This window comes from Candidatus Epulonipiscium sp., from assembly GCA_012519205.1.
Taxonomy (GTDB): domain Bacteria; phylum Bacillota; class Clostridia; order Lachnospirales; family Defluviitaleaceae; genus JAAYQR01.
Genome location: JAAYQR010000004.1, coordinates 43,568 through 57,262 on the forward strand (window position 1 = coordinate 43,568; position 13,695 = coordinate 57,262).

Genomic DNA, 13,695 nt, shown 5'->3' on the forward strand with positions numbered 1-13,695 from the left:
TAACCTTTTTGAGTAAAACCATTCTTTAATTTTTTTTATCATATTTCCCATGGTTTCTATCGGATACCTTTCTAAATATTATAGGGTGATGGGTATACTAATAGATTTTTTCCCTGTTAATTCTTCACTTCTTTCATCGACCCCTGAAGTTCCTACATAAAGAATAAAGTTTTTACTATCTAAGATTTTCTCTCCTGCATCATTGACTGCCTTTAAAGAATCAAAAGGAATAGATATGGTAATCTTTTTGCTTTCATTAGGATTTAAAAAAACTCTAGAAAATCCACATAAACTTGTATTCCTAACTGCATATTGTGATTCTTCATCTTTTATATAAACTTGTACTACATCTTCTGTTGCTATCGTTTCTTTATTTTCCAATGAAATTTCAACTTTTATATCTTTTTCAATCTCAACTACTTCTAGAAGCTCTGCACCGGTGCATACTATTTCCCCGTAGGTTAACCCATATCCAAAAGGGTATAACGGCTTTTCTTCAATATATCGATAAGTACGATTCTTCATGGAATAATCTGTAAAGGATGGCATATTATCGAGGGTTTTATAAAATGTAATGGGAAGTTTTCCAGAAGGAGAAGTCTTTCCAAATAAGATATCTGCTACAGCCTTGCCTCCCCTTGCTCCCGGATACCAAGCCAGTAGTATTCCACTGCAGTTTTGATGAGCATAACTTAAATTAATGGCGCTTCCTGCTATAAGGCTAAGGATAACTGGTTTACCCACTGCTACTATTCTTTCTAATAGCATTTTCTGCACTTCCGGTAATTCTAAATCCTTTTTATCCCCTGAGCCATAATTATTGCCCTCGTCTATTTCCTCCCCTTCTATTGTTTCGTCAAGACCAAGACATAAAATTACAACATCACTATGTTCTGCTACAGTTACTGCTTCCATAAGTCTATCATGGGATTGGGCTAAATTTTCAGTCCTATCCTTAACCAGTTCACATCCCTTTGAATATAATACACGAATATCTTCTCCTACCTCGTCTTGAATTCCTTCAAGTAAAGTAATATATCTTGAGGATGTTCCATAATAATTACCCTTAAGAGCAAGCCTACTATTGGCATTAGGACCGATAACTCCTATGGTCTTAACTTTACTTTTATCAATAGGTAAAATATCATCATTCTTTAATAATACTATACTTTTTCTTGCTGCTTCAATAGCAATCTCTATATGTTCTTTAGATTCTACTACCTCATAAGGAATATTATCAAATTCACTACCTTCAAAAAGGCCTAATTTGAACCTAGTTGCAAATAATCTTTCCGCAGCCCTTGTGATATGTTCTTCTGTTATTAATCCTTCGCCTAAAGCTTGTAATAGTACCAAATACATATTACCACAATTTAAATCACAACCTGAATCAATGGCCAAGGCTACTGATTCTTGTGGAGTGCTAGTTACCATATGATACATATGAAAATCTTTAATTGCCCAGCAATCAGATACCACATGGCCTTCAAATTCCCATTTTTCTCTTAAAATATCTCGAAGAAGGGTATAACTTCCACAGCAAGGTTCTCCATTAGTTCTATTATAAGCTCCCATAACTGATTCAACTTTGCCTTCTTTTACACAGGCTTCAAAAGCAGGTAAATATGTTTCCCATAAATCTTTTTGGTTTGTTTCAGCATTAAATTCATGGCGTAAATCCTCTGGGCCACTATGGACAGCAAAGTGTTTTGCACAAGCTGCCGATTTCATTACTTCCTTATCTCCTTGCAAGCCCTTTATAAAAGCTACCCCTAGTCTAGAAGATAAAAATGGATCTTCACCATAAGTTTCATGTCCCCTTCCCCACCTAGGATCTCTAAATATATTTACATTTGGGGACCAAAATGTTAACCCTTTATATATATCTCTATCTTCGTGCTTTGTGCTTTCATTATATTTTGCTCTTCCTTCTTCGGCTATAATATCGGCAATCTTTTTTAAAAATTCTTCATCAAACATAGCCGCTAATCCAATTGCCTGAGGAAAACTAGTAGCTGTCCCAGCCCTAGCAACACCATGCAGTGCCTCATTCCACCAATTATAAGCAGGAATATTAAGTCTTTTAATTGCTGGTGAATTATAAGTAAGTTGACTTGCCTTTTCTTCTAGGGTCATTTGTGATACCAATTTTTTTGCTTTTTCCATATAAGAATTGTTAAGTTTCATTACATACCTCCTTATGTTTATCCTTTAATAGCCCCTGCCATTAAACTTTCTTGAATTTTTCTGCTGGCAAACATATATACAATCAAGGTTGGGAAAGTGGCAATAACAAGAGCTGCCCCTATGGGCCCCCATGCAGTTGTATAGGCCCCTGATAGGGTTTGAATACCTACAGATAAGGTTCTATATCTTGATTCACTAATAAAAATAACAGCAAACATAAGCTCATTCCATGCTTGTAGAAAAGTAAAAATAGCTATGGTAGAAAGTGCTGGCTTCATAAGGGGTAATATAATTCTAAAGAAAATCCCATACACTCCGCTTCCATCAATACAAGCTGCTTCCTCCAATTCTTTAGGGATACCCGAAATAAATCCATTGCAAATCATAATTGCCATAGCAAGGGCAAATGCAGTATAAGGTATAATTAATGCTTGATAGGAATTGGTCATTTTTAAATTACGTAAAATTATAAATATAGGTAAAAGAGATGCATGGATTGGAACTGTAAGTCCTAGCATAAAAATGCTATTTAAAGCATTTCTCCCCTTCCATTCAAGCCTTGTTAAAGCATAAGATGCCATTAATGAAATCACTGTTGTTAATACAATTGTTATGGCTGTAACTATAAAGCTGTTTAAAAAATACAGTCCCATATTACCAGTTGTTAATGCAGCCCTATAGTTAGACCACAACCATTCCCTAGGTAGCCCTATAACATTTTGCCCAAAGATTTCTCTGTTGCTTTTTAGGGAAAATGTCAACATCCAATAAAGAGGAAATAGATTTATTAAGGTCCATATAATTAATACAGAATATGTTATAACCTTTCCTATATCTGAACTTCGTGACTTTTTCATCTACTCCACCTCCGTCTTAAATGCCTTTTGAATCCCAATGGCAAAGAAAAAGCATAAGAATATTATAAAAATAGCAATAGAACTACCGAAACCATATCGGTTTCTCCCAAAAATCATATCTACCATTAATGTACTTGGTACTTCACTGGCATGAGCCGGTCCTCCATTAGTCAAGACATAAATTAAATCAAAAGCCTTAAGGGAGCCCGTTACTGCAAAGATAACACTAATTTTCAAAACTGGTTTAATCATGGGAATAATAATATGTCTTGCTATTTGCCATTCAGTTGCCCCGTCTATTTTAGCTGCTTCCCTGTAGTCATTTGAAATCGATTTAATGCCCGCATACATAAGAAGCATATGATATCCGACATATTGCCATAGTATTGGAACAAATACTGCCCCTAAGGCCGTTTCCTGAGTTCCCAGCCAAGGTTTTGCCCACTTACTAAGCCCTATAGCCCTTAGTGTAACATTTATAATACCATATTCAGGATTATAGATTTTCATCCAGAGCTGTCCTATAACTACTGTCGAAATCAATACTGGTACAAAAAATACCGATACAAAAAATCCTTCTCCCTTTACCCCTTTTGATAATAACAATGCTAATCCAAGGGATATAGGTAGTTGAATAAATACAGATAAAAATGCAAGTAAAAACGCATTAATAAATGTTCTTTGGAACCCTGCCGACTTACTGGTGAACAATTCTAAGTAATTGCTAAATCCAATAAATGTTCCCTTGGTGATGCCATCCCATTTTAGTAGGCTATAGTATCCAGACATAAAAATTGGTAAAATTATAATACTAGCAAATAGTATAAGGGCGGGAAGGATAAATAAAAATATGGCAAGTTTGTTTCTTCTTACAGAATCCATTTTAAACCTCCATTCTAATGCTTTCTTAGATTAAAACCTTTCATAATAAAAGCGTGCAGAAATCGCACGCTCTTATGAATTTTATTTGCTAAGCTGATTATCCATTCCCTTAGCAAAATCTTCAGGACTAATATTACCCATATACAGTTCTTGTAATAATGTTAAATATTCACCTGCGTCTTCCGCTTCCATTAAAGTATCATACCAAATTGTAAACGATGTTGCTGTAGATGCAAGTTCTGCTACTTTTTTAGTAAGTTCAGGAACAGGACTATCATCGTAATCCACCTGCCAAGCCGCTATGCCTGCTCCATCAAGATAAGCATATTTCGAAATACCTTTTGTTATTTCAAATGCTGCCTTAGCTGCAATGTCTTTATTAGGAGTTGCTGCATTTACCATAAATGAATCCGTTGCCCCACCCATAAGGTCAGTTGCTTTCCCATTACCTCCTACCGCAGGGAATGGATATACATCAAAGTCTTCAGGATTTTCAGGGTCTGTTTGAATGGAACCTGCCATCCAACTTCCTGTTGTATACATTGCAGCGGTACCATTATAGAACATCGCACTGGCTTCATCATTAGATAACCCTGCTGCACCTTCTGGAAAAGCACCCATATCTATTAATTCTCTAAGTTTAGCTGAGGCATTTATAAAATCGGCATCATTATAACTTTGTCCGGATTTTGTGAGGGCTGCATTTACCTTTTCTGGTCCTGCCGATTTTAATACTAGGTTATCATGGGTCATGGCAATTACCCACGTATCCTTTGCACTAATACCTATTGGTGTGATACCATTATCCTTCAATGTTTTACAAGCAGCTATAAATTCATCCCAGTTCGTTGGAACCTTTATTCCATTATCATCAAATAACTTTTTATTATAAAAAATTGCTGATAATGGAGTTGTGAAAGTAGAACCATATAGCTTTCCATCATACATTACATTTGAAAGGGCTGCATCAGATATTTGACCTTGGTATGGTGCAAAATAATCATCAAGAGGTAAAACCTTTCCTGCATCTATAAATGGTCTAGAAAACCCTCCGCCCCAGGTGAAGAATATATCTGGAAGTTCGTTAGCAGCTACTGCTGACTTAATTTTTGTTTTATATGATTGATTTTCAAAAGTTTCGTGTTTAACTTTTACCCCTGCATTTGCCTCTTCAAAATCAGCTATCGCCCTTGTATAAGCACTATGGAATGCGTCACTTTCTGTAGCAATGCTCCAAAGGGTTAGATTTGCCCCCTGTGTAGATGTATTTCCCTCTGTTCCGGGTGTTTCTCCTTGGTTAGGCTGGTTTGCCTGTTTACCACATCCTACGAAGATAGAAGCAGCCATAACTACGCATAGTAATGAACTTACTAGTTTTTTACTCATCTTTAATTTCCCCCTCAAAAATTTATTTGATAATTTAATTATAGAGGGCTCTAATAGGTAATAAAAGGGATAATCTTTACTTGAATGTGTAATATTTTTACCTTTTTCCATCATTATAGTCTTTTCCTCCTTGTTTTTGTGTTAAACTTGCACATATTTTAGATTGATTATAGAATAAAAATGTGAACTTAGCATTAAATATTTATGATAAATACTAAATTCATTGTTACTCTTTATATAACAAGAGCAATAAGAAATCCCCCTTGGTTTGTACTATATTTTTACCAATAGAGGAGATTATTATTACATATTCTTATATTTTTTTAATTTTCCACTTATCTATCTATATTTAGCATTCCAGTATGACCAAAGAAATCTTTGGTCCTACTAATATGTCCGATGCCTAGTTTATCTCCTTTTTATATTTTAAATCAAATTTCTTTTTAAATCCTCTACTGTTTCTGCAATATATGTGGGTTTTTCCAATTCAAGTTCCTCTAATGGACCAAATCCATAAAGTACCCCTATAGAATCTAATCCTAATTTTCTAGCCCCTATAATATCAAATTTTCTATCCCCTATCATTACAATCTTATTATAATTTGGATTGTCTATGTTTTCTATTACATCGGATATTATTTCTCCTTTATCAACCCGGCTCCCATCAAGGTTACTCCCTACAATCGACTTAAAAAACCGAGATATACCAAAATGTTCAAGAATCTTTTTAGCAAAAATTGTAGGTTTAGAAGTAGCAACATATAGGAATTTACCCCCGTTATATAATTCCTCAAGTAATTCATATATACCAGGATAGATAGCATTTTCATATAAGCCCTTTTCCGCAAAGTACTCCCTGTACTTCTTTATTGCCTCCTCCGTTTGTTCCTCAGTGAAATCATAAAATTCCATGAAGGAATCTTTTAAAGGAGGCCCTATAAATGGTACCAATCGATCCAAGCAGGATTCATTAATTCCAAAATGCTTTAAACTATATTGTATGGATTTGGTTATTCCTAATTTAGGATCTGTAAGGGTTCCATCTAAATCAAATAATATTATGTCATGTTCTTTAAACATTGATTAACTCCTCCTAATAATCTTTTCATAATATAAATATCTTATACCTATACCATTAATGAATTAATTCCTATTATAAGGATAATTTATATTGTGTCGACAGTCAACTTTCCAACCCAAATATAAAAGTGTGGACAAACAAGCGCCAAAAAAGCTGACGATATGTCAGCCTTTTTCTTGGTTTATATGGATTTGATTGTTTCCATTATATAATCTGCAAATTCCTCATTGGTTGCTCCGGTATCTCTTCCTGTTATAACTAGCTTTTTCTCGACACGGGAACAGATGTCCATTGCTTTATCAAGTTTTTCAGCTTCTCTTATGTATCCAATATGGGATAAAAGCATGGAAGCTCCGCGGATAACACTACTTGGATCTGCATATTTTGCTCTTCCCTCTTCTACCATTCTAGGTGCTGAACCATGAATTGCTTCGAACATAGCATATCTTTTACCAATATTGGCACTTCCTGCTGTTCCTACTCCTCCTTGGAATTCAGCAGCTTCATCGGTTAAAATGTCCCCATAAAGGTTTGGAAGAACTAAAACTTGGAACTGAGTTCTTCTTTTTTCATCTACCAATTTAGCAGTCATAATATCAATATACCAATCATCCATTTCGATTTCAGGATAATCTTTAGCTACTTCCTTACAAATATTTAGGAATTTACCGTCTGTTGTTTTAACAACATTGGCTTTGGTTACGACAGTAACCCTTTTCTTACCATTGGCCCTTGCATAATCAAAAGCTGCTTTTGCTATCCTTTCAATTCCCTGGGTTGTCATTACTTTAAAGTCAAAAGCTATATCATCATTTAAATGAAATCCTTTAGAACCAAGTACATAAGCTCCTTCGGTATTTTCTCTGAAGAAAGTCCAATCTATACCTTGTTCCGGTACTCTTACAGGTCGTACATTGGCAAAGAGATCTAATTCCTTTCTCATTGCTACATTAGCGCTTTCAATATTTGGCCAAGGATCTCCTGCTCTTGGAGTGGTTGTAGGTCCTTTTAGTATTACATGGCATTCCTTAAGTTCAGCTAAAACGTCCTCTGGGATAGCCTTCATGGCTTTTGCTCTATTTTCAATAGTAAGTCCATCTATTGTCCTAAATTCTACTTTCCCTTTTTCTATTTCTTCCTTTAAGAGAAATTCTAAGATTCTCCCGGCTTGTGCTGTAATAGCAGGCCCAATGCCATCTCCCCCAGCAACCCCAATTATGATTTTATCAAGTTCCTGATAGTTGATAAAATCTTCCTGAGCTTTCATCATCTCTACTCTTTCCAACTGTTCTTCAATAAGTTTACCAAATTTCTCTTTTGCTTCTTCAATTATCGTATTCACAAATAACCCTCCTTTTAGTCATCCAGTAACCGAATACCTAACGTCCTAAGCACTAGATTAGGATTTATAAAAATTGATTAGACACCCTGAAAGTATAATGTTTCTTTCATCGTCTGTCAAATCCGCCATTTCAAGGGTAAATTCTTTTAACTTGTCATGTACAACATATGCTTTAATTTCATTAGCTTTATTAGTTATTGCTTCCCTTATTCCAGGGATAAATATATAATCACCTTTTTCAAATGGTAATTCTTCTTTAAATATAAAGGGAAGCATACCCCAGTTAATAAGATTGGAGCGATATCTTTTAGTAGCATACTCTTTTGCTATATTTGCCCACCCTCCTAGCACCTTTTGACAGCTTGCCGCCTGTTCTCTAGCTGAACCATCTCCTGGTTTAATGGCATATATAACACTACCTACTCCCGTACTGCCTACCTCTATATCTGTATAAACTTTTCTCACGGTTTTAAATATCTTTTTATAATCACTACTAATTTCTAAAGGATTTTCCCCATTTAATCTTGCTTTTTCAATTATTTGTACCTTTTTTGCTTCCCCTACATAAGTAGGATCCTTCCTTGAAAGAGTGAACTCTGCAAGGCCTAAGGGGTTAGAGCGATATGAAGAAGTTTCCCCTGAGGGTATCAATTCATCAGTTGTTGTAACAGGGTCTGTTATAACAGATGCTACTTTAAGCATAATATTCTCTGTTAGTGGTGGCATATTAGGCCATGGTGTTATATTGGGGCCGTATTTAATTTCTACCCTATCATCCGCCTTGCCAAAGCCGTTATAAACCCTGTTGTCATAAACATCTTTTTTGAAATAATATTTGGGATTTGTAAAGTTTACATCAATATCTGTAGCTGCTGTAAGCAATCCTTTATTTGCCGCCGTTGCTGCAATTGAACGGGCATCCATAAGAGCAACTGATGCTATTTGTCCATCTCCCGGCTTTGAGCCCTCGCGGTTAGGGAAGTTCCTTGTTGTATGCCTAATGCTCAAACCATTATTCGCTGGGACATCTCCTGCTCCAAAACACGGTCCACAAAAAGCGCTCCTTATAACTGCCCCTGCCGTAGCAAGTCTTGTCATAACACCATTTTCCATAAGAGTTATATTGATTGGCTGGCTGCCTGGGTATACACTAAGAGAAAAATTACCCGCTCCAGTAGATACTCCTCCTAAAATATCTGCTGCATCACAGATATTTTCATAAGTACCGCCGGCACAACCAGCTATAACCCCTTGATCTACAATTAATTTTCCATTTCTTATTTTATCTTTCAAGGTAAATTTAATCTTTGAATTATCTAACTGTTTGATTGCTGTTTTTTCTACTTTATCTATTATCTCTAAAAGATTTGAATTTAAATCTTCAATAGTATATACATTACTTGGATGAAATGGCATAGCTATCATTGGTTTAATCTTTGATAAATCAACATAAACCATCCCGTCATAATAAGCGATATCTTTTGGTGAAATTTCAGCATATTCCCTAACTCTTCCGTGGATTTCATAGTATTCCTTAACCTTATTATCGGTAGTCCATATAGAAGATAAACAGGTAGTTTCCGTAGTCATAACATCTATACCACATCTAAAATCTACACTAAGATTTTTAACCCCATCTCCAACAAACTCCATCACCTTATTTTTAACATAGCCATTATCAAATACAGCTCCAATAATCGCTAAGGCAACGTCTTGCGGCCCTACTCCCTTATTGGGAGTACCTGTAAGATATACCCCTACAACCTCTGGCTTATCGATATCATAGGTTTTACCAAGAAGTTGCTTAACCAATTCAGGTCCCCCTTCTCCTACAGCCATGGTGCCAAGAGCACCATAACGGGTATGGCTATCAGAACCTATAATCATTTTGCCGCAACCACTCATCATTTCTCTCATATATGAATGAATAACTCCCTGATGAGTAGGTACATATATGCCGCCAAATCTTTTGGCCGCAGATAAACCATACATATGGTCATCTTCATTGATTGTACCCCCAACGGCGCAAAGTGTATTATGACAATTAGTTAATACATATGGTATGGGGAACCTTTCAAGCCCACTGGCCATGGCGGTTTGTATGATACCTACATATGTGATATCATGAGAGGCCATTCTATCGAATTTTATTTTAAGTTTATCCATATTATCTGAAGTATTATGAGCCTCCAGAATCGAATAGGCCATAGTATTTTTGGAGGCTTCTGTCTTTTCTATGGTTTTTCCCATTTTTGATTTTATAATTTCCTGTGCATTAATGTTATCCTCAACTATTTCTTGCCCATTAATTAAATAGGCTCCCCCTTTGAACAAATTAATCAATTAAATCAGCTCCTGTTTATTATCTAATTCTAGTTCCCTTTTACTTTGAGGAAAACTTCTTCCAATTCCTCATCAGTTATAACTGTTACTCTTCCTTCATCGTACTGAGCATCTACCCACTCTTTAATTTTTACAACTACCTCATCTTTTTTATCTACAGCCTCTTCATCTTTAAAATTGAAGTAAGAATTAATCCAGTGGGCTATTCCTGCAAGTCCTGATGTATTGGATACTGCTACACGACAAGGACGATTTAAAAGTTTGCCTGTATCAAATATATTATAAATCTCTTCATTTTTCAATAGTCCATCCGCATGAATCCCTGCTCTTGTAACATTAAAGTTCTTGCCTATAAAGGGGGTCATAGGGGGTATATCATATCCTATTTCATTTTCAAAGTACTCCGCTATTTCTGTTATTACTGTTGTATCCATACCGTCAGTTGTCCCTCTAAGCTGTGCATACTCCATCACCATGGCTTCTAGGGGGCAATTTCCCGTTCTTTCTCCTATTCCAAGTAGGGAACAATTAACAGCAGATGCACCATATAACCAAGCCGTAGATGCATTGTTTACAGCACGATAAAAATCATTATGCCCATGCCACTCAATAAGCTCTGAGGGTACCCTTGCATGGTGCAGTAACCCATAAATGATTCCTTGTACACTTCTTGGAAGTGCAACGCCTGGAAAACTAAGTCCATATCCCATAGTATCACATGCCCTGATTTTAATAGGCATTCCAGATTCTTTACTTAATTTCATAAGTTCAAACACAAAAGGAACCACAAACCCATAAAAATCCGCCCTTGTGATATCCTCAAAATGACATCTTGGTTTAACTCCTGTTTCGATGCATTCCTTTACTACTGATAAATAGTGTTCAATTGCTTGTTTTCTTGTCATTTTCATTTTATAAAAAATATGATAATCAGAGCAACTAACTAGGATTCCCGTTTCCTTTAGCCCGATTTCCTTAACCATTTCAAAATCTTTTTTAGAAGCTCTAATCCAGCTAGTAACTTCGGGGAACTCATATCCCCTTTCTAGACATTTATAAACTGCATCCCTATCTTTTTTACTATATAAAAAAAACTCGCTCTGTCTTATAATGCCTTTTGGTCCCCCAAGTTTATGAAGCAAATCATATATATGAACTATTTGTTCTGTAGTATAAGGCTGCCTTGATTGTTGACCATCCCGAAATGTTGTATCCGTAATCCATATTTCACTCGGCATATTTATTGGTACATGACGATGGTTAAATGCTATCTTTGGAACTTCTTCATAATTAAATAAATTCCGATATAAATTCGGCTCTTTAATATCCTGAAGCGGATAAGTAAATTCTGTTCTTTCTAATAAATTCGTTTTCTTATTAAATTCTAACATATAGTGCCCCCTCATTATTTTTCCTATATTTTTACGTATGATTGTATACAATTATGCCGATTTTGTCAATGAATATTCTTGAAATTGTATCTTACCTTTTTGAAAGTTGCATTCTATATTATAAATGCATTAATTTCTTCATGATTGCCAAGGATTTAATTATATTATCATGAATGTTTTATCACCAAAATGAATCAGTGTCATCTTTATCCTTCAAATAAACACTTCTTGAAAGCAAGATTATATTTCTTGTTTGTTTATAGATACTCTTTTATCCCTACCACATTTAGGGCAATAAAATAAATGAACACACTGACTAGGTGGACAGCCGTCTATCCTAGCGGTTATGGATATGGGAAGATAAGGGCTGTAATCATCATAGTAATCACCTATCATTCCCCCATCCTCCATCTTAGTATGACAAGTCTCACAGATTATTTCTTTGGTCTTTAGGGCATTACATAAGGGACAAACCAGATTCATATGGATTTTCCTTCCTAATTAGATTTTGTAAGTTCCTGATACTTTGATTTCATCCTTATTAATTGGGCCTCATCTTCGGGCCTCGTTGAATCTACGGTTATAATTTTTTTCTCCGGATAGCAAAGAGCTCCAAGTTTTCCGCCGAATACACAGCCCAAATCAATGTCTAGGGTGTTATTAATCCATATAGGTTTTAATATAGGGGTATGACCGTAAACAATCATAGCCCTGCCTGTATATTCCTTTGCCCAATCTCTTCTTATGGGATGACCTTCCTCATCTTTCCTTCCTGTTATATCTCCATATAAACAAAACTTATGGGTTCTTGGATCATCTCTTCCTACTAGGGATTGTTTAATACCCCCATGAACTACTATTAAATCACCCTCATCTAGTATCCAGTAATGGGATTGTTTTTCGTAAAAATTAATATACTTATTTTTAAAGTTTTCTTTTTCTTCCCATGTGAGTTCATTGTATTCTTTTACCGTACCCTCTAATCCATGGGTGATTTGAACCTTCCTTCCTAATAAATATCTATAAAATTTATTACAGTGATTGCCATACACATATAAAGCATTGTTATTTTCAACCATATTAATGATAAGATTTATAGTTTTTAAGTTTTCAGGTCCCCTATCATTTAAATCCCCTAGGGATATAAGCTTTCTTCCCTTAGGGTGCATGTAACTTCCGTTTTTTTTGTGATACCCTAATTCTTTTAAAAGAATGCTTAATTCTTTATAGCATCCATGAATATCCCCTATAATGTCAAAAGGTCCCCTATCTTTGATATAAGTGTTTATTCTCAATTTATTCTTCCTTTCACAGGGTTATCTTTATTACGGGAAATCTATTTAATATTACATAATTGTTATAATCTTATAACGCTATTTAACATAATTTATATATATTCCGTGGATAACTTTTTATCTTATCCACACTATCCACAAAGTTATGCACATCTCTATTTATCATTTTAAAAGGCTCGTACCATTTTTCCACATACTCCACATTTATTTTGTATACAAATTTTAGCTGTGGATATTTGGTTACAAGGTATACATAAATCATATGAAAATGGTACAGGACCATTACTTATTATTATGTCATAAAATAAAAATATTCTACATAGATTTATAAGGAAACAACTTTAAAGTTTAATATTTATAGAATAAGGAGGTAGCTATGAATCATTTAAATCAGAATTCCTATGGACTTCAAGATATCCCTGAACCGTTTAGGGGGCAACGTAAAGACTTTTCTAATATTAACGTGATTAATACAACTGAACCCCAAACATCAACAACCGTTAGCAGCGCCCGCTCATCATTTGCCATAGAAGACTTATTCTTAATTCTACTTCTTTTTATACTTTTAAGCGATTATAAATGGTAATCCTTTTAAAAAGTCCTTTCAGGGACTTTTTTGTTTAGTAACAATTGTTTTTTTTATTTCATAGAATGTACTATAGATTTCAAACTGTATACCCCTTGTTTTGTCATGTAATGCTAGAAATCTATTTTGGGAACCATGTTGTAATTATCTAAATTTCCTTTTGGAAGGAGGTGTCGCAATGGGAGCTAAAGGTTATAATCAATACAGTATCTTCTTTTTATTCTTTTTCTTATTATTATTTAATCAAGGTTATGGAGCTAAATTTGATAACTCCCTTTTCTTTTTCTTATTAATTTTCCTAATTTTATTTGGTGGAGTTGGCTTCGGATACGGATATTGATTCAA

General features: G+C 35.0%; 12 protein-coding genes. 2 read left to right on the forward strand and 10 right to left on the reverse strand.

What is annotated here, in order from left to right; genetic code table 11:
• Positions 1-78 precede the first annotated feature (78 nt).
• From GX308_00965 to GX308_01010, 10 genes are all read right to left on the reverse strand, one after another.
• Positions 79-2,187 (reverse strand): glycoside hydrolase family 3 protein, encoded by a 2,109-nt coding sequence (locus GX308_00965; GenBank protein ID NLK20662.1) that lies wholly within the window; start codon positions 2,185-2,187, stop codon positions 79-81.
• Between the two features lie 17 nt (positions 2,188-2,204).
• Positions 2,205-3,044 carry a carbohydrate ABC transporter permease gene (locus GX308_00970; protein NLK20663.1) on the reverse strand — a complete coding sequence of 280 codons (840 nt, stop codon included), beginning with the start codon at positions 3,042-3,044 and terminating at the stop codon, positions 2,205-2,207.
• Entirely contained in the window at positions 3,045-3,926 is an 882-nt protein-coding gene (locus GX308_00975; protein ID NLK20664.1) for a sugar ABC transporter permease, read from the reverse strand.
• Between the two features lie 81 nt (positions 3,927-4,007).
• A complete protein-coding gene (locus tag GX308_00980; protein NLK20665.1) occupies positions 4,008-5,312 on the reverse strand; it encodes an extracellular solute-binding protein in 1,305 nt (434 codons plus the stop codon).
• Positions 5,313-5,738: 426 nt separating this feature from the next.
• A complete protein-coding gene (locus GX308_00985; protein ID NLK20666.1) occupies positions 5,739-6,392 on the reverse strand; it encodes an HAD family hydrolase in 654 nt (217 codons plus the stop codon).
• 182 nt (positions 6,393-6,574) lie between these two features.
• A complete protein-coding gene (locus GX308_00990; GenBank protein NLK20667.1) occupies positions 6,575-7,663 on the reverse strand; it encodes an isocitrate/isopropylmalate dehydrogenase family protein in 1,089 nt (362 codons plus the stop codon).
• Between the two features lie 129 nt (positions 7,664-7,792).
• Positions 7,793-10,078 (reverse strand): hydratase, encoded by a 2,286-nt coding sequence (locus GX308_00995; GenBank protein NLK20668.1) that lies wholly within the window; start codon positions 10,076-10,078, stop codon positions 7,793-7,795.
• 29 nt (positions 10,079-10,107) lie between these two features.
• Positions 10,108-11,469: a 2-isopropylmalate synthase gene (locus tag GX308_01000; protein ID NLK20669.1), complete on the reverse strand. Its 1,362-nt coding sequence runs from the start codon at positions 11,467-11,469 to the stop codon at positions 10,108-10,110.
• A 240-nt stretch (positions 11,470-11,709) separates the two neighbouring features.
• Entirely contained in the window at positions 11,710-11,952 is a 243-nt protein-coding gene (locus GX308_01005) for a hypothetical protein (GenBank protein NLK20670.1), read from the reverse strand.
• A gap of 14 nt (positions 11,953-11,966) precedes the next feature.
• Positions 11,967-12,764, reverse strand: coding sequence for a hypothetical protein (locus GX308_01010; GenBank protein ID NLK20671.1), 798 nt, complete (start codon positions 12,762-12,764; stop codon positions 11,967-11,969).
• A 376-nt stretch (positions 12,765-13,140) separates the two neighbouring features.
• Between GX308_01010 and GX308_01015 the strand changes: the two genes are divergently transcribed.
• Positions 13,141-13,350, forward strand: a complete 210-nt coding sequence (locus GX308_01015) for a hypothetical protein (GenBank protein ID NLK20672.1) — start codon at positions 13,141-13,143, stop codon at positions 13,348-13,350.
• A 178-nt stretch (positions 13,351-13,528) separates the two neighbouring features.
• Entirely contained in the window at positions 13,529-13,690 is a 162-nt protein-coding gene (locus tag GX308_01020) for a hypothetical protein (GenBank protein ID NLK20673.1), read from the forward strand.
• Positions 13,691-13,695: the final 5 nt, after the last annotated feature.